This is a genomic window from Acidocella aminolytica 101 = DSM 11237 (genome assembly GCF_900129125.1).
In the GTDB taxonomy this organism is placed as follows: domain Bacteria; phylum Pseudomonadota; class Alphaproteobacteria; order Acetobacterales; family Acetobacteraceae; genus Acidocella; species Acidocella aminolytica.
This window is the reverse complement of record NZ_FQVJ01000008.1, coordinates 51,874-69,115: the sequence shown is the minus strand read 5'-3', so window position 1 is coordinate 69,115 and position 17,242 is coordinate 51,874. Positions and strand designations below refer to the sequence as shown.

Annotated in this window: 18 protein-coding genes; 6 read left to right on the top strand and 12 right to left on the bottom strand. The window is 59.7% G+C overall.

What is annotated here, in order from left to right:
- Window positions 1-8: 8 nt before the first annotated feature.
- From BUB54_RS06200 to BUB54_RS21420, 5 genes are all read right to left on the bottom strand, one after another.
- Entirely contained in the window at window positions 9-770 is a 762-nt protein-coding gene (locus tag BUB54_RS06200) for a DUF1829 domain-containing protein (protein ID WP_048877261.1), read from the bottom strand.
- Window positions 767-1,213 carry a DUF6978 family protein gene (locus BUB54_RS06195; RefSeq protein ID WP_048877260.1) on the bottom strand — a complete coding sequence of 149 codons (447 nt, stop codon included), beginning with the start codon at window positions 1,211-1,213 and terminating at the stop codon, window positions 767-769. The genes BUB54_RS06200 and BUB54_RS06195 overlap by 4 nt, the downstream gene beginning before the upstream one ends.
- Window positions 1,210-2,487: a restriction endonuclease subunit S gene (locus tag BUB54_RS06190; RefSeq protein WP_052948265.1), complete on the bottom strand. Its 1,278-nt coding sequence runs from the start codon at window positions 2,485-2,487 to the stop codon at window positions 1,210-1,212. The genes BUB54_RS06195 and BUB54_RS06190 overlap by 4 nt, the downstream gene beginning before the upstream one ends.
- Window positions 2,480-4,108, bottom strand: coding sequence for a class I SAM-dependent DNA methyltransferase (locus BUB54_RS06185; protein WP_048877285.1), 1,629 nt, complete (start codon window positions 4,106-4,108; stop codon window positions 2,480-2,482). Before BUB54_RS06185 ends, BUB54_RS06190 begins: the two co-directional genes overlap by 8 nt.
- 197 nt (window positions 4,109-4,305) lie before the next feature.
- The gene (locus BUB54_RS21420; protein WP_048877259.1) at window positions 4,306-4,509 is read right to left on the bottom strand and encodes a type II toxin-antitoxin system prevent-host-death family antitoxin; all 204 of its coding nucleotides are present in this window, start codon (window positions 4,507-4,509) and stop codon (window positions 4,306-4,308) included.
- 330 nt (window positions 4,510-4,839) lie between these two features.
- Between BUB54_RS21420 and BUB54_RS06175 the strand changes: the two genes are divergently transcribed.
- On the top strand, window positions 4,840-5,766 hold the full coding sequence (locus tag BUB54_RS06175; protein WP_048877258.1) for an ArdC family protein: 927 nt from the start codon (window positions 4,840-4,842) through the stop codon (window positions 5,764-5,766).
- Window positions 5,767-5,824: 58 nt separating this feature from the next.
- On the opposite strand, the gene BUB54_RS06170 is transcribed toward BUB54_RS06175, so the two are convergent.
- The 3 genes from BUB54_RS06170 to traD all read right to left on the bottom strand — a co-directional run bounded on the left by BUB54_RS06170 (window position 5,825) and on the right by traD (window position 8,546).
- The gene (locus BUB54_RS06170; RefSeq protein WP_244890753.1) at window positions 5,825-7,357 is read right to left on the bottom strand and encodes a type IV secretory system conjugative DNA transfer family protein; all 1,533 of its coding nucleotides are present in this window, start codon (window positions 7,355-7,357) and stop codon (window positions 5,825-5,827) included.
- A 121-nt stretch (window positions 7,358-7,478) separates the two neighbouring features.
- Complete coding sequence (locus tag BUB54_RS06165; protein WP_048877256.1) at window positions 7,479-7,970, bottom strand: hypothetical protein; 492 nt, start codon at window positions 7,968-7,970, stop codon at window positions 7,479-7,481.
- Between the two features lie 30 nt (window positions 7,971-8,000).
- Window positions 8,001-8,546 (bottom strand): conjugal transfer protein TraD, encoded by a 546-nt coding sequence (gene traD / locus BUB54_RS06160; protein ID WP_048877255.1) that lies wholly within the window; start codon window positions 8,544-8,546, stop codon window positions 8,001-8,003.
- Window positions 8,547-8,839: 293 nt separating this feature from the next.
- Here traD and BUB54_RS06155 point away from each other — a divergent pair, with 293 nt between their 5' ends.
- From BUB54_RS06155 to BUB54_RS06140, 4 genes are all read left to right on the top strand, one after another.
- Window positions 8,840-11,224, top strand: a complete 2,385-nt coding sequence (locus BUB54_RS06155; protein ID WP_048877254.1) for an AAA family ATPase — start codon at window positions 8,840-8,842, stop codon at window positions 11,222-11,224.
- A 142-nt stretch (window positions 11,225-11,366) separates the two neighbouring features.
- On the top strand, window positions 11,367-11,600 hold the full coding sequence (locus BUB54_RS06150; protein ID WP_048877253.1) for a helix-turn-helix domain-containing protein: 234 nt from the start codon (window positions 11,367-11,369) through the stop codon (window positions 11,598-11,600).
- On the top strand, window positions 11,600-12,922 hold the full coding sequence (locus BUB54_RS06145) for a type II toxin-antitoxin system HipA family toxin (RefSeq protein ID WP_073211367.1): 1,323 nt from the start codon (window positions 11,600-11,602) through the stop codon (window positions 12,920-12,922). Before BUB54_RS06150 ends, BUB54_RS06145 begins: the two co-directional genes overlap by 1 nt.
- 185 nt (window positions 12,923-13,107) lie before the next feature.
- Window positions 13,108-13,377 carry a ribbon-helix-helix domain-containing protein gene (locus BUB54_RS06140; RefSeq protein ID WP_048877252.1) on the top strand — a complete coding sequence of 90 codons (270 nt, stop codon included), beginning with the start codon at window positions 13,108-13,110 and terminating at the stop codon, window positions 13,375-13,377.
- On the opposite strand, the gene BUB54_RS06135 is transcribed toward BUB54_RS06140, so the two are convergent.
- Complete coding sequence (locus BUB54_RS06135) at window positions 13,358-13,777, bottom strand: type II toxin-antitoxin system VapC family toxin (protein ID WP_048877251.1); 420 nt, start codon at window positions 13,775-13,777, stop codon at window positions 13,358-13,360. The two genes, BUB54_RS06140 and BUB54_RS06135, sit on opposite strands and share 20 nt — an antisense overlap.
- Window positions 13,777-14,022 carry a FitA-like ribbon-helix-helix domain-containing protein gene (locus BUB54_RS06130; RefSeq protein WP_048877283.1) on the bottom strand — a complete coding sequence of 82 codons (246 nt, stop codon included), beginning with the start codon at window positions 14,020-14,022 and terminating at the stop codon, window positions 13,777-13,779. Before BUB54_RS06130 ends, BUB54_RS06135 begins: the two co-directional genes overlap by 1 nt.
- Before the next feature lie 635 nt (window positions 14,023-14,657).
- Here BUB54_RS06130 and BUB54_RS06125 point away from each other — a divergent pair.
- Window positions 14,658-15,260, top strand: coding sequence for a hypothetical protein (locus tag BUB54_RS06125; RefSeq protein WP_139284812.1), 603 nt, complete (start codon window positions 14,658-14,660; stop codon window positions 15,258-15,260).
- Window positions 15,261-15,581: 321 nt separating this feature from the next.
- On the opposite strand, the gene halB is transcribed toward BUB54_RS06125, so the two are convergent.
- Both halB and BUB54_RS06115 read right to left on the bottom strand, forming a co-directional pair.
- Window positions 15,582-16,265 (bottom strand): anti-phage Hailong system nucleotidyltransferase HalB, encoded by a 684-nt coding sequence (gene halB, locus BUB54_RS06120; RefSeq protein ID WP_048877249.1) that lies wholly within the window; start codon window positions 16,263-16,265, stop codon window positions 15,582-15,584.
- Entirely contained in the window at window positions 16,262-17,203 is a 942-nt protein-coding gene (locus BUB54_RS06115; protein WP_048877248.1) for a helix-turn-helix transcriptional regulator, read from the bottom strand. The genes halB and BUB54_RS06115 overlap by 4 nt, the downstream gene beginning before the upstream one ends.
- Window positions 17,204-17,242: the final 39 nt, after the last annotated feature.

The window sequence follows — 17,242 nt, the reverse complement described above, 5'->3', positions numbered from 1 at the left end:
CCGCCTCCCTACGCCACGAGCCGTTCGCGGAACTGATCGCGCTGGCTCCATGCAACGGAAGTGATCCCGTAGTTTCGAAGCGCGTCGGTCACATTGCCCGCGATGGTCTTGTCATTATCGTTGAGGAAGGCGAAGGGTTCGGAGCTTTCCGGGCGGCTGTCCTTCGTGTCGATCCACGCCATGATCAGGTTTTGAGCGGTGCTTCGGCTCGGATTATTGATCGCGCGAATGATCCGCTCGGAAGCCACCTTCGACTTCGGGATGACGAAGTCGAACATGTGATCGAAGCCACTCTTGCCCGAGAACTTGACGCGCGGCGTGTATCGGATATCGACGCTCTCAAGCCAAGCCGCCACATCCTCGAAGAATAGCGCTTCGATTGTCGATGAGGCGAGGAAGAACATGTCGTGCACCGACAGGATCGCCTGGATCAAATTGTGTTTGCGCAGCGCAAAGTTGTCGCTGGTCGCCGTGACCTGCAACTCCGTGGCTTGCTGTTCGATGCCGAAACCGTTGAGGATCGTTCGCAGGATGGCCTGCCTCTTCGGGCTATCCATCAGGCATCCCGACTGTTCCAGATCAAGCAGTGTCTCGCCGCCATCAGTCAGCACAAAGCCCTTGTCGGTCTTGCGGGCATAGATCTGGAGGTAGTCGTTGTGCCGGTCGAGATAGGGCGTCGTAATCTCGGTCCAATCCTTCAACTGCTTGATCGCGGTCTTGTCCCGCAGCCAGCGCCAATAGCCATCGATGAGGAGGTCGATTTCGCTCATGTGAACAGCCCCCGATCAAATTCGGGCGGACGGGTGATGTTGCAGAACCGCATGAAATCGACGAGCGTCTGCCAGTGATCTGTCGGCTGCGTGAACACCTCGGGCGAAATCGGAAACGCCCAGCGATCACCAAACCCCTCACGATAGAGATGCACATGCGGGCAGGCGACTTCTTGGTCGTCCGGGTTGCGATGCGGCGCGCCGCCGAAATCTATCCGCGCCAGAACCATCGTCGTTCGGGCGCGGTTCTGAATCTTGCCCTTTGCGAGGTTGATCCTCCCGCGGCTGATATCGAGATGGAAGGGCTCATCCCTGTCTGCCGAGACAAGCGGCACGACGATGCCGCCGCCCGTATCGGGCAAGCGCCAGCGTTGCTCGTCCACGCGGTGCTTCTCCATCGCGAAAAGGGCGTCTGCCTCCGCCTGGGTCAGCCAAACCGTCATGTGGCCTCCCCGACAAGCTTTTCAGCGTCCTTGACCCGAACTTCTCCCGACATAAGCTTTGGAAGCAGCAAGTCGCGTGTGGCGGCTAGAGTGCGGGACTCGTGGATATTGGCAACGATGCGGCCAAGCATTGGATTGGCGAATGCGTTGAACGCTTCGAGCGCCGCTCCATCGGGAAGGCACAAGCCATACCGCTCCATACGGCTCCAGCTTGTGCGCGGCATTTTCGTGCCATCGGACGTTCTATCGGTGAATGCGACAAACTCATCCTGGGAAATGCATGCCAGGACGAAGGCCGCCGCACTCCGTTCACGGGCGTTGAGAACAACGATATCGGTAGAGCAAATCCCATCGAGGGGTGCGATACCTACCTTGTGAAAATAAGGTCGGAGCTTCCCAAAGAGGAAATCGCCCCTTTGAAATGCCAGCTTTCCGCTCGTGACCTTGCCTGCGCCCTCCCATTCAGAAAGAGCAATCGATCGCCGCGGCATGTGCTCCAAGCCTATATAGGGCGTCTCCGGATCGAGCGTTTCCGGGCTTACCGTTTGCCCTACCTGTTTCGCCACATCGCCCAGCTTTCCGGTCCTCCACCGTTCGGGCTTGCCGTCGTCATCGAGGCGGTCGGGGAAGAGGGACCAGATATCCGGGGCGAGGTAGGACGCACGGCCTTCCATCTTGGCGCGGGTCGGGCCGAAATCGACGAACCAATCCTTGAAGATCGCCCGCGCCATCGCCTCCAGTGTCTCGTTCATCCGCCGGTTCAACTCAATCTTATCGTCCAGTGCTTTTAAGAGTTCACCAATCAAACCCTGAGTTCTTTGATCGGGAAGAATAAATTTGAGGGTTCTCACGTCGTCGCGACGCAGAAAACTCCTGGCTGATCCGCCCACCCAAGCAAGCGGAATTTTGGACAGCTCTCTGAATTGGTAATGCAGATAGACTGGGTCAACGCGTCCAGGTTTTGCCCTAATGACCCACATATTTTGATTTAGTAGGGCGGGGAGATCGCCTTTCCTCACATAGCCGATTTTCCCCAAGGTAGCCGCTACCATCACAAACAGCGTGTCGTGCTCCTGCAATGCAAATCGCCCGAAATTTCGTGCGTCGTCTTCGGAAATAAATACGGCACCATCCCGGGTGATCGATGCGTCATCTCGAATGTTGACAGTACGCAAGACAAATCGACCGAAATCGACATATTGTTCGCTCTTGAAAGCAAACCCGCCAGAAAGTTCAGCAACATCGCCCAGAGTCACGAGTCGGGTGCTATCCATCGACTGTTACCCTGGACAATTGTTGGCGAATAGTCGCATTCAGCCTGTCACTAGTCTCGAACTGCTCCTCAAGATTAGTTTGCAGTGCAGCCAGTCTCTCTGCAAACGGCATGTCGTCCTCTTCGACATCCGCCGCGCCGACATACCGCCCTGGCGTCAGTACATAGTTGTGAGCCCTGATCTCTTCCAAGCTCGCCGCCTTGCAGAACCCCGGCACGTCCTCATACGCGCCGGCTTCCCCTTCACCGCGCCACGCATGATAGGCCCGCGTGATCTTTTCGATATCGCCGTCCGAGAATTCCTTACGCGTGCGGTCCACCATGTGGCCGAGCTTGCGCGCGTCGATGAATAGGATTTCGCTGCGCCGGTCCAGCAACTTGTCACTTTTGACAAGGCCGTTTGACCGATCCCTGGCGAGGAACCATAGGCAGACGGGAATCTGCGTCGAATAGAAGAGCTGGCCAGGCAACGCCACCATGCAATCGACAACGCCGGGCGCGCCGCCCATGCCCTCAATCAGCGCGCGGCGGATCGCATCCTCGCCGTTTTGCGTTGACGACATCGAGCCGTTGGCCAGCACCACCCCGGCGACACCCGCGGGCGCCAGATGGTGGACGATATGCTGCACCCAGGCGAAGTTGGCGTTGCCAGCCGGCGGGGCGCCGTATTTCCAGCGCACATCCTCGCGCAGCCGGTCGCCACCCCAATCGGAGATGTTGAAAGGCGGATTAGCGAGAACGAAATCCGCCTTCAGGTCGCGCAGCTCGTCCTTATGGAAGCTGCCATCGCTGTTCCATTTGATGTCGGCGTCGATGCCGCGCACGGCGAGGTTCATCTTGCAGAGCCGCCACGTCGTATAATTCGACTCCTGGCCGTAGATGGCGATGTCGCCCATCCTGCCGCCGTGCTCTTCGACGAAGCGTTCGGATTGAACGAACATGCCGCCCGAGCCGCAGCAGGGATCGTAGACACGTCCTTTGAAGGGCTCGATCATTTCAACCATGGTCCGCACGACCGAACGTGGTGTGTAGAATTCGCCGCCGCGCTTACCTTCCGATCCCGCGAACTGACCAAGAAAGTATTCATAGACGCGGCCGAGCACGTCTCGCGCCTCGCCTCGTTCTGCTCCCAGCGCGATACCGGAGATGAGGTCGATCAGTTCGCCGAGCATCACTGCGTTGAGCGCTGGCCGAGCATAGTCCTTGGGCAACACGCCCTTGAGGTTCTCGTTGTCCTTCTCGATGGCGATCATCGCCTCATCGATCATCTTGCCGATCGAGGGCTGCTTTGCGTTCGCCTGAAGGTGAGTCCAGCGCGCCGTCGGCGGCACCCAGAACACATTGTCGGCGGCGTATTCGTCGCGATCTTCGGGATCGGCGCCTGGCTCGGCTAGGAGCGCCGAGTGCTTGGCTTCGAAACTGTCGGAAATGTGTTTGAGGAAAATCAGGCCGAGCGCGACGTGCTTGTAATCCGACGGCTCCATGTTACCGCGCAGCTTGTCGGCCGTCTTGAATAGCTCGCCTTCAAAGCCGAGTTCGCCGCCCTTGCCGTTACCGTTCGCTCGCGATGGCGCCGCCGAAGCCCGAACCGGAGCCGGCGGCTCCTCCTGCACGGCCTCCATCTTTTCGACGCCGGCGAGCGACACCGAGCCGCCCCGTCCTCTGCCAGGAATCACGACGCCATCGTCGATCAATTCCCCCTTCACGGCGTCATACGTTGCCTCGGCCCAGCCGAGCGAATCGCGCAACCGACTATTCCCGGCCGAGCCGCCAAGCTCGGTCAGGACGACGATGAACTTGTCGCGGAGCGCCTGCCTAGTCACTTCCTTTCCCCTCCATTTTTGGCCGCCGGCCTGTCGCCATCTTGCGTCTCACGATTCATTTGCCCAGCGGCCAACCGTTCGTACTCTTCCACCGCGACCACCACCACCACGCCGCGCCCATGCTTTTCGATCAGCACCGGCTCGGCGCGCGCGGTGTCGATCATCAGCCCGAAGCCGTTCTTCGCTTCGCGCGCCGACATGGTTTTCAAGGCCGAATCCGGTGGTGATCCATTGCTCCACTTTGGACGAAATGGCTCTTTTCAGCAATGGCGCCATTGGCGGACCGATTTCGGGGCGGGAAGCTTTAGCCACAGACGTGGCCATGCCCTGGCTTCGCCAGGCTTAGGGGCCAGCCCCTCGGCGCGCTGCAAGGCGCTTCCGCCCAAAACGACAGACGAAATGTCCCGCTGCGCGGTCAATTTCGTTGCGTTTTGGTTCCCCGCGAAGCGCCTTGCAGCTTGCACACCCCGGTCTCGCCGACGGGCAGAGGAGCAGCGCGCTGCCCCTCACCCCTAAAGGAGATCAAGGACATGGCCCAAACATCAAGCCGTTCGGATATCTATACCCGGATCACGGACAAGATTGTCGCAGATTTGGAACAGGGGGTTCGCCCCTGGCTGAAGCCTTGGAGCGTGGAACACGCGACGGGCAAGATCACCCGCCCGCTGCGGCACAACGGCATTTCTTATAATGGCATCAACATCATCATGCTGTGGTCCGCCGCTGTGACAAAAGATTATTCCTGCCCGCATTGGCTGACCTTCAAACAAGCCTTGGAGCTGGGCGGCAATGTTCGCCGCGGCGAGACCGGCGAGCTTGTGGTCTATGCCGACCGTATCAAGCGTACTGAGATCGACGCGCATGGCGAGGAATGCGAACGGGAAATTCCCTTCCTCAAAGGCTATACCGTGTTCAATGCCGAGCAGTGCGAAGGCTTACCGGCACAGTACACGGCTAAGACGGAGGGCTCGGTGCTGCCCCCTGCCCAAAGGCTTGAATCCGCGGACCGCTTTTTTGCGGCAACCGGTGCGGATATTCGGCATGGCGGCACGCGCGCCTATTATGCCGAAGGCGCCGATTTCGTGCAGATGCCGCCCTTTGAGACGTTCCGCGATGCCGAGAGCTACGCGGCGACACTGGCGCATGAGCTGACCCATTGGACCAAACATGATTCGCGCCTGGCCCGTGATATGGGCCGTGTTAAATGGGGCGATGAAGGTTATGCACGGGAAGAGCTTGTTGCGGAATTAGGCAGCGCGTTCCTGTGCGCTGATCTGGGTATTACGCCCGAGACCCGAGAGGATCATGCCGCTTATATCGCGACCTGGCTGAAAGTGCTGAAAGATGACAAGCGTTTCGTCTTCTCGGCCGCGAGCCACGCGCAGCGCGCCGCAGATTATCTGCACGGCCTGCAACGGCACGAGGTGGACAACACGGTGGAGAAGGCTGCCGCTTGAGGCAACCCATTTCCAAACTTTTCGGGCGCCTCACGGCGCCCGATTTTCGTTGCATCGGCTAAGGCTTGTCGAATTTTCCTGCAAATTCTGCGTCCGCGTAATATCGCAACTTCCGGGCAAGGATCGGCCTTTGCCCGGTGAGAAAAAGCAGTTGCTTGCTTTGCGCCATGTTGCGCACCTCATCGGGGGTGAGCAGCGCCCGGCCGGCATGTTGTTCGGAGAAAGTCAAACGATCGCTGGCCCAACCCTGATTCGGATCGCGGCTGGTGGTCTCGAACACCCTGGTTTCCTGGCCGAGCAGATCGGAGACCAGACGTGCGCTGTCATGGTCATTGACCCCAAAAACCTGGAGGACGCCGGCGTTGCTGAGGAAGGTTCCGGCACTCTGACCGTAATTGGCGCGAAGCTGGTGGATGTCCTGGAGGATGGGCCAAAGCTGCACGCCATAGCCGGCCATGAGCCCCATGGCCCGCTCGACCGGTGCCAGATGGCCGAGCGCGGCGAACTCATCGAGGAGGTAAAGCACCGGCGCGGCAGGTCGCCCTGGCGCGCGGGTCATATCGTGCAAGCTCTGCGTCACCATGAGACGCAGCCAGCGCGCATAAGCGCCGAGGCGATCCGGCGGTAGGACGAGGAACACCGTGGCGGTCTCGGCCTTTAAATCCCCAAACGCAAAATCTGAATGGCCGAGCGCCGCCGTCATACGCGGGCTGTCGAGGAAATGGGTGTGGCGCTGCGCGGCCGATAACACCCCAGCCGCTTCCCGATGGTCCTTGCCGAGATGCCGGTTGGCCGCCCGTGCGATAAGTCCCGCGGCGGCCGTGGTGCCTTGCATCTGCACGAGCAAGTCCGCGAACGCATCGGGTGCTGCCGTCAAATGCTCGCGCAGCATTGCGAGGGATCGTCGGCCGGGCGGCTCCTGCGCGACGATGTAGAGAATGAATCCGGCGATCAGCGCCTTGGCTTCTTCATTCCAATGCGCTTCCGCCACCTGAGCGGGTGGGTCATAAACCAGTGCATCGGCCAGAGTGGCCGCTTCCTCCGCCACGTCCAGACTTGCCGCATCAAGCGAAGCCAGCGGATTGAAGGACGCCGAGACCCGGCCGGTGACACCGAACGGATCCAGGATATGCACTTTGCCGAACAAACCACGGGTGCGCCCGGCGATCCGGGTATTTTCGCCTTTCGGGTCAATGCAGATCACCGATCGATTGAGGGTGAGGAGGTTCGGGATGATGGTGCCCACGCCCTTGCCGCTGCGCGTCGGCGCCATGGTGAGCAAATGGGCGGGGCCGGCATAGCGCAGCAACTTGCCGGAATTGAGATCGCGGCCAAGCAGGAGGCCTTGCCTATTTTGCGTCAAGCGCGCGGTCTCTTTCTCCGTGGCAAAGCGCGCCGTGCCATGGGTGCCGCTTTCCCGGTCTCCAAAATGTTCAAGGAGCGGACGTGTGAGCCCCCAGACCATAGCGACGAGCAGCGCGATGACCATCACGCCGATGAAAACGGTATTGGCGCTCTTGGAGTGATCGAGATGAAAGACTGTTACGACACCCGCGCCGGCAAGGCCGACCAGGGTCATGGCCAGGATCATCCAAAGGATCGTCTTCAGCAAATAGAGTGGCGCCCATAAAGGGCTCAATAGAATCGCCTTGACGGCCCAGCCTGGATTACGGCGCGTCTGCCACAGCAAATTGCGAAAAGCTTGTGCGACCTTACCCAAAGAGCTGGTGCCAGAGGGCTGGAAACGTCGTGAAGCTCGCATCCGTCACGACGACGCCCAGAACGAAGCCGACCCCCGCCCAGATATAGCGGTCCCATTTGGTTGGCTGCTGCCCGGCTAGGCGCTGGAGCGCGATGGTCACCGAGCGCATATCGGCAGACATGGCATCGGCCTGAAGGGCTGACTTGCGCATGGAATCGGCCATGGCCCTGCGCGCTGCCGCGGATTCGTCTTTCAATTCCTTGGTAATGGCCACATTGTCCAGCAATGTCTGCACGATCGCCACCGTGGGGTCTGTGATATCGAGATTTTCCGGCAGATCGGTCTTTTTTGGAAGATCGGGCATTTCTGGCCCCCGATGCGGCCCGGCCGCTTGGCTTGCGTCAACCTGCCCCGCCAGTCGCCGCCAATAGGCCCCCTCCCCCACGTCTAAATCTCGCCGCCCAGGACCCGCGGCTTCGTCGCCGTCATCCGCTCCGCTCATATGCCGGACCCCATCAGGACTGACATGGGCCTATTCCCGTAGCGCCAGCGGCAACGGCTCGACCAATCCGCCGCCAAGTTCGGCCTCGCTTTGAATGTCGGCGGGCTCTCCGGTACCATCCCACGCCTTGGCCGCCGCGTTCCATTTGAAGCCGCGCTTCTTCAAGGCGGTCAGCACGGACTCATCGGGCGCCTCCCCAAAGGACACGCGCAGCGGCACCAGCACGGTTTTAGCGGCTTCCGCCGCCCTCGCCTGCTTGCCGTTCGCGCCCAACTCGGCCCTTGCCGTATCGGCCAGTTCGGCCAACATGGCGAACCCGCCTTTCAACTCATCATCATTCCACCGGCTCAGCCCGGCGGCCACGGCAAGGCCACCCACCCGGTATTTCTCCCGGTCCTCGATCTTGCGTTTGGCAACAGCTATGCTGGCTCGGCGCGTGGCAATCTCGGCCGTCTGGCGCAGCAGCTTCAGCTCTTTCAGTTCCAGCGCCTCGGGTGCTGGCAGTTTGTTGCCCCCCTTTGACTTGGCGACCAGCTCTTCCAGGCGCCGTAGCGCGGCCTCATCGAATCCTGCCATGTTCTGTCTCCAAAAACTGGCAAAAACAACGGAACAGAAAACGGCTACAATTTTCGTGAGAACAATGTAAACTTAATACAATCAGGCTGAACGACTCTTCATGTTCGGGTCACCCTGAAGACAGACGCGCCCGCAGAAAATCAGTCTAGGCTCAATATACGTTTTGCTGCGCAAAACGTGGTTGAGGGTGATGCCACCGCACCACCAGCCGAATCGTCGACCGCGGACCTGTCCCGGCACGGCGCGGGGGTTAAAGCGCCGGCCGGAAAGGAAGGCGCATAGGAAGGATAGCGATGGCGAGCCGGTTTGTCCGCGTCGAGATCGTCAAAGCCGGAGCGGGCAGCAGCGCCACCGGCCTGTCGGCTTATATCGCCCGCGATGCCCGCCTCGACCAAAGCGGCACTCCGTTCAATTTTGCGCATAAGGCCGATGAGTTGGAAGCCCGTGGCATGATCCTGCCCGTCCATGCGCCGGAGTGGGCCGCCGACGCGGCACAGATCTGGCGGGTGGCGGAGCGCGCCGAGCAGACGATCGACCGGCAGACCGGGGAGCTACGCTGGAAGAAGAACGGGCAAATCGCCAAGCACATGACCATCGCCCTGCCGCGCGAGGCTTCGCCCGAGCAGCGCAAAGCCATGCTGCTGGAATTCGTGGCACGCGAGATCGACCCGCAGAAACATGGCGTCGTGGTGGAATGGGCGATCCACCGGGAAGAGAATAACCCGCACGCGCATCTGCTGATCAGCACGCGCACCTTGGAAGGCGGAGGGTTTGGCAAGAAGGCCCGCGCCATGAACCCCGACTTTGCCAGTAAGGGGGCAAACCATTTTATCAGCGAAGCCGAGAATTGGGACACCAGATGGGCCGAATTCCAGAGGGAACATTTCGAGCGGTTGGGGATCACCGCAGACATCCGCGAGCGCCGAACGGTGCCGGAGGAGCATTACACGCGCGGCCAGCTTTTGAATGAGCAAGTCATCGCCGACCGAGCGGAAATCGCCCGCGCCAATGCAACCGCCGAGCAGGCGAAGCTGCGCGACCCGGACGAAATTTTGCTCCGCCTCACCGCGCAGAAAGCCATTTTTACGGCGCGCGATCTGCGCCAGGCTTTGAACAAATCTGGGCTGGAGGGCGAGCAGCGCGCGTCACTGGAAGCCCGGATCATTGGTCATGCCGATGTTGTGCCACTGCTTGCCGATGGCCGCGATGAGATCGGCTGGACCACACGCGAGGTCCGCGACGAGGAGCTGGCGATCATCGGCGCCGCTGAGCGCATTAGCGAGTCATCCGGCCGGCCACTTGGTCGCGCCGGCCGCGCAGAACTGGCGCGCGCCGAGTTGACAGCGGAGCAGCGCGCGGCGGCCGAGCACGTCACGGACGGCCGGCAGATCAGCATCGTCATCGGCCGGGCCGGGACGGGGAAGAGCCATACCTTGAATGCGGCCCGGCACGCATTCGAGGCGGAGGGGTATCGCGTGATCGGCCTGGCCCCGACCAATGCCGTCGTCGCGGATTTGCGCAAGGACGGCTACGGCCATGCCGCGACTTTACATCGCGAGCTGGGACAGCTGGAGCGTGACCCATCGCGCTGGGATCGCAAGACCGTCGTGATGGTGGACGAGGCGGGCATGATGGATAACGCCATCATGGCGAAGCTGCTGAAGGGCGCCGAGCAGAGTGGAGCCAGGTTGATCCTGGCGGGCGATGACCGGCAATTCGCGTCGGTGGCGCGGGGCGGGATGTTCACGGAGCTGGTCAACCGCCACGGCGCGGCCGAGCTCAAAACCGTGCTCAGACAGCGCCAGCAATACCAGGCCAAAGCCAGCGAGGATTTTGCGCGGGGCGATATTCATACCGCGCTGGAGGCGTATGACCGGCGAGGCCAGATTGTCTGGTGTGACAGCCTGGCCGATGCGCGACAACGCGCGGTGGCGGCGCAGGCGTCAATCGACCGGCCGAGCTTCCTCTATGCCAGCACCAACAAGGAAGTGGAGGAGCTGAACCGGGCTGAACAGCAGCGGCGACGGGCCGACCTTTCCGTGAAGGGCAATCCGATCCAGGCGCATGAATTCAAGACGGTGCGCGGTGACGTGTCGATTGCCGCCGGAGAGCGGGTGCAATTTTACGAGACCGACCGGCAGCTCGGCGTGACGACATCGGAGTTTGGCACCGTCAAAGCCGTGGCACCGAGGCGCATGGAAATCATGAAGGATGACGGCGCGATCGTCGCCTTTGACCCCGTGAAATACGACAAATGGGGACTGGGCTATAGCGGCACGGGCTACAAGGGCCAGGGTAAGACGCAGCCCACAACGGCGGCCGTCTACGACAATTCCTATGCCTGGGATGCCCGCGCGGCCTATGTCATCGGCACACGGCACCGGGAGGATTACCGGCTCTTCGTGCCGCGCGAGTTGGCCCCTAACCTGACCATTCTGACCGGGCAGATCATGCGGCAGCGGGAGGATAAGGGGGCCTCACTGCGGTTCGAGGCCGCTCAGTCGAACCGCGCGCGCTCCGGCTTGACAACCGACCAGAAACTGCGCGCGTCCTTGGCGAAGGGCCGGGAGACGCTGATCGCTGCGCAAGCCGAGCAGGCACGGCAGGCCGAGGAAATAAGAAAAGCCCAGGAACTGCGAAACACGCTCAGGCCAAGGGGGCCGAGATTGGGGAGATAAGCCTCGCACCGCGATATTCCGATCGCGCGTATTTTGCCGCTTCCGAGGCACAATTTATCAAAATATTCCCGATCTGGCATATTTACCTTGAAATCCAGAGAAACCAGGAGCATGTTCCCGATCGGGAATTTTTTGACGTTGCATGACTGACGATCTGGCAAAAGCATTTGGAGATATGGTCCGGGCCAACCGGCGCAAGGCTGGGCTGACCCAGGCCGAGCTTGCCTTGATCTCCGGCACCGGCCTGCGCTTCATCATTGACCTTGAAGCGGGCAAAGCGTCCTGCCGACTGGGCATGGCCTTGAGGGTCGGGAAAGCCCTCGGCATAGAGATGACGGCCGCCAGCACGAATGCTGATTTGTCGGACGTGCCATAATGGCAGCCACGCCGGTCTTCTATGAGACCCTGCTTGTCGGCGAAATCCAGGCAAACCCGGATGGCTTGTTGTCGTTCACTTATGCCGAGGCATGGCGCTTGTCAGCCTCAGCCTTCCCGATTTCTGTGCTGGCTCCGCTGAGTGCCGCGGGCATGCCACCGGCCCTCTTCACGCCCTGGCTGACCAACCTGCTGCCGGAAGGCCATGCGCTGACAATGATCGGAAGAACAGCAGGCGTCTCCCCCGGTGATGTTCTCGGCATTCTGGACAGGGTCGGCCGAGATACCGCTGGCGCATTGAGTTTTGGCGGTCCCGCCAAACGAGGGGAGCCGCGTTATTCGAAGCCTACCGGCAACCAGTTGGAGCGGATCATCAATGATCTGCCGAAGAGGCCGTTCTTGGTTGAGACGGAAGGCGTATCAATGAGCCTGGCCGGGGCACAGGAGAAGCTGCCTGTTGTACTCGTGGGCGGCGCAATCGCGATTCCGCTGAACAACCACCCGTCCACCCACATCCTGAAGCCCGACAATTCCCGACTGGAAGGAAGTGTGCAGAACGAGGCTTTATGCCTCACGCTCGCGAGATTGCTGGGGCTGAACGCGGCAAGCGTTACGACCGGGCGGGCGGGGGCGCGATCCTATTTGCTTGTCGAACGGTATGACCGGATGTTGAAGCATGATGAATGGATCAGGCTGCACCAGGAGGATTTCTGTCAGGCTAGCGGCAAACCGCCAGCATCGAAATATGAACATAACCAGTCCGGTCTGCGCGGCCCCAGCCTGCCGGACCTGTTCGATGTCGCCGCACGGTTTTTGCCGCCAAGAGACCGACTAGCTCTCCTGGACGCGGCGATATTCAATGTGCTGATCACGAACGTCGATAGCCATGCCAAGAATTATTCAATCCTGATTGACCATAACGGCGCCCGGCTGGCCCCCCTCTATGATCTTATGTGCGCTCGTGTCTGGGACAACATCACAAAGAACATGGCCCAGGAAATCGGCGGCCAACGCCGGGGGCGGCATTTGTATCGCCGGCACTGGGAGAGACTGGCTGAAGCGTGCGGGTTCAACAAGCGAATGGTCGTGCAGCGCGTCGTTAAACTCGCGAACCAGGTTATAGCCAAGGTCGATAATGCGGCAGCGGCGGTTGCGGCGATGCCCGCCGGGGGCCATTGGGGGCTCGAACTGGCAGTTAATGAAATTAAGAACCAGGCGAATAGCACGATACGGAATGCTGAGGCCGTTGATCAGCTCGATGCTGCAATGGATGAAGGTGGGCTGGGGGATGATGGCGAACTCATCAGTCCCGTAGATTCTTGAAAAATGCTCGGTTACATTTGGTTTTTTACCAACATAGCGTGATCCGCATTACCGCCTGATGGTTATTCGCCGCAGAGCTTGCGGTGAATAGGGCCGCAATCGCCGCACGGTGTATCTCCGTTTTGCATATTTGGGGAAACCATGTCCTGTAGGTGAGCGATAAGCGCTCATCTACAGGAGTGACCATGCCCAACGACACCATGACCCGCTGGACGGTATCCGTGTCGAAGGATACCGACATTTCGGTCCGCAGCTTTCTCGCCCAGCGAGGGATGAATAAGGGGGATTTGTCCAAATTTATCGAGGATGCCGTCAAATGGCGCATCCTGGACCGAACCATGGCTGAGGTGCAGGACAAATTTTCTGATCTGGCGCCGGATGCGCTGAACAACCTGCTCGACGAAGCCGTTGCCGCTGCGCGTGGCCCCCGTCACCCTATTCTGTCCAGGGATTGATAACCTCGACCTCACAGCCCTCAAAATCGCTCACATTGCGGGTGGCAAGCTCTGCGCCGCGCGACTGGGCGATAGCCACGATCTGTGCATCGAATTGGGAAATCGGCTTCCCTTCTTGCCGGCGGCCGGCGGCGATGGCCGCGTATGCGACCGCCGCCGCGCTGTCAAAGGGCAGAATGCGTCCGGTGAAATCCTCGGCAAGCATCGCATCGACGGCCGCCATAAGGTCTGCCCGTCTCCGCCCCTCAGGGAGCAGCGTGGCGCCGTAACGCAACTCAGCCTCCGTGACGGCGGAAATGAACAAGCTGGCTGCGGGCTGTGCGGCAAGCCAGGACATGACGGCCGGTGCGGGCGCCGGGCGCATCAGTTCCGAGACGACGTTGGTGTCGAGGAGGATCATCAATCAAATACCGGCGGTTCACGCATCGGTTCACGCGGTGCCAGAGGCAGATCAACACCTCCCAGGGCGGCAAATCGGCCGCGAATGGCCTGGGCCAGATTGGCCGCGGGCTGGGGTTGCCGGTTGAGGGCAGAGCGCAAGATGTCCCGTGCCTCATCCTCCATCGACCGGCCGTGCACAGCCGCCTGAATACGCAAACGCGATTTCAGCCCCTCATCGAAGTTACGAATGGTGATACTCGCCACGGCCGTCGCCTCCAAAACGCAGCAATGATGACAATGCCATCATTGATAGCAAGAATTGGCGAAAATTTCTACCCCTTCTTGTGAATGGGAGGCGCGCAATCCATCCGGGCGCGGAGATTGAATGGCTTAATCTCCGCACAACCGGCACGGCATGGATTACCCGTCCGTGATGGGGGCGCCCGCTATTTAAGAGCGCTTACCGTAGCTCAGCCGCTATTTAAGCCAATCACCAATTGATTAAATAACGCAGCGCCAGCCATGGCGACGCGCGACCTCGCCGATCTCGTCGACAAAAACGCCCTGGTTCGCGTTGGCGAACGGCGGCATGCCCTTTACGCCTTGCCTACTCCACTCGTCCCGGTTGCATCGGTTGTGATCAACACAAATGGGGATGTCGCAAGACAACCATCGGCAGAATCGGGCCGTTAACTGCCTGTCTGGTCTGGAGTGGAAAATAAGATAAGCTGCCATTGGCGGCAGATGGTCGTGTCGGAGGACGACGGCTCTATTAAGCTGCAGGGATGTGGCAAGGCAAATCCCACGATCGTTATTTCACGTCGAAATAAGTCTGTAATAGTCAAAAGGCCGAAAGCAGGTATTATTTTGCCAGAAAACAAGCGCTCTGGGGTGCAGGCATGAACAATCCACCAGTTAACCGTCCCTGGGTTGGGAAGCGATACGACGAAGGTGTGAGTGGCCGAAAAATTGCGATCTGTGGTTACTCGCACTGGAGCAATCCTGACGAGGACATGGATAGTGAGGCCAGAGAATTTGAAGTGGAGAGAACCTGCCGAACCATAGAAACAGTTATTTCTGGAGAAGAAAGCTTTTCATTTTTTAGTCGGATCAAAGATTATTTTGGCTTTGAGCAGCACGTCGATTTTTGGCCGCGAGTTATTTTCTTCAACTTCGTTCCATCGAGCATTGGATTAGACGAAGAACGGTATAAAAAGGCGTCTAGCGAGCAAGAGGCACATGGTCGTCAGCGAGTGATCGACATACTGAATGAATACCGCCCCAATGACTTGGTTATTTTTACCAAAAAGGGCTGGAATGCCTTTCCTCCTACTCTGGAGGACGCGACCGAAATATACCCAAACCAGTGGCAAACCTATGAACTGTCGGATGGAACACTGGTCCGCGTTTTCCCCCTACGGCACCCACAGTTCGCAAATAAGTTAGAAATGACCCAGGCCATTGAAAAGATATTCTCATTTTCGGGGCAAAAAGAAGGTTGAAGGACAGAATCATACCTCGAAGCCCGAATAAGCGAGCGTAGGATGGGGGCGACTTAGCTGCACCCATATTACGAATTGTCGTTTTTGCTCCAGGAGACTCCAAAAGCTCCCATTCCACGCTTCCCCTCGTCGCCATTGGCGTTGAATAGCCCAAGAGCAGAACGGGCCGGGAACGGAATGTCGCGTTATGGGTAACAACCACTGACGAGCGGACATTGCTTCCGAAGGTGGCAATCTCGGCCATCGATCCGTCCAAGACATTCGGTGATTGAATGGGTGTGTAAATCTGACGAGCGCGTGGGCCGTCAAATCACCACATATTCAAGCATAATCGGAGTTTGCAAGGAGGTTTTTTAGAGTACTCTGCGCAACGTAATTATTAGTCATCGCAAACGCCTGATTGTAGTCATCTGGGGCTTCTGCCATGGGGACGGGATCAAGCTTTCCCCAACGCTCCAGGAAGTGGCGCAGGCAGCGTAGTGTGTCTGGTTCAGGAGGACGACTAGCCGACTTCTGCCTGATCAGGCCCTCGACCGCGATGTCCTGAGAGAACGCTGCCAGCGCTGCCGGAGAGAAGACCGGGCGTCGCTGTTCAGCGGCGCGCCCAATTAGAATAGTCCGCACGCACCACGCGATCCTGCGATTCACCAAGCCTTCATTTGGAAGGACATCACCGAAGCGGCTCAGCAAGTAACCGAGATCGGACGCTTGAGCGACGTCTCGGTCGTAGGAATCGCGCAATCGAAATGCCGCCTGTAAGCGGATGAATTCACCCGCGGGGTCGTAGATCGGCTTCGCCTCTGAGACCAAGTGGAAGACAAAGAGGTCGCCGTCAGCAGCTTGGCTGAGCAGCTTGTCCATCGGATAAAGTGACAACGACAGCTTGCTGACGGCGTGGTGCCTGGGCTGCGGCTCGCCGGTGACGAACAGAAGGTCGACATCTGACCCCGCATTATAATCTCCACGAGCACGGCTTCCGAACAGAATGACCGCCGAGATGGTCATGGCCGCGCCAACGGGCTGGGCTGGGTGGTCACGCGCGGACCGCGCGCTAGCGCCTCTTTCGACATCTGCCGGGCAGCCGCCCGCGCTTGCTCGACTTCAGTGCGGTTGTTGAGAATCAGTTGCTGCTTCTCCGGTGCGAGCTTGCCTTCCTCCACGTCGAGGTTGAACTCGCTCATGAGATAGAAGCTGAGGCTCAGCCGCGTCGGCACTTTTCGTTCGCCGTTGGTCATCTCGTATTCGCCAGCGACCGCCTTCTGGCGCTCCTCAGTGAGCGCTGGGTTCGGCACCAGGATAAGGTTGATGGTGTGGGCCCACTCGAAATCTAACTTTGGGTCGACGGGGCACGGCCTGGGGTCGAACACCCTCTGGATTCGATTTAGGCTGTAGTCTCTGAAATCGTTGTGCTCACGCGACCAGGAGCGGGCATACCAGCGGCCCTTGCTATGGGCTAGCGCATGGGGCGCGATCGTGCGGGCGGGCGCGGCTGAACCGGTCATCGAGTGGTACTCGACCTTAAGCTCCAACCGATTACGAATGGCGTCGAGCACCGCCAAAAGATGGCCTGGGTCAGTTTTCCGCGAACTCAGCCCGACGACTTCGGCGGGGGGCAGGGCGTCAAACCAGCTGTCCTCCTTGCGCATCCAGTCGCTCTCGATCGCGGCCAGCTGAAGCAGGAACCGATCGGTCGACTGCCCGATGAACCGGGGTTTGAAGTTAGCGGTCCGGACATAGGCCTTCAGGGCGGCGTCGTAGGATAGATTGTCCGGCGCCATGGACTCGTACTGCGCGATGTCGGCAGAAGCCTGCTGGCTCGAGATCCCGAACCCGTCGGCTAGCGCCTTCCGGTTGAAGCGCCCCTCCCAGAATAGCCTAAAGTCGATGAACTCCAGCCGGCGCCTTACCCCCCAGCGCAGGTGCTGCTCATTGTCGTCTGCCATCGATTCATCCAGTTAATAGACGCAACGCGTCTAGTTTAT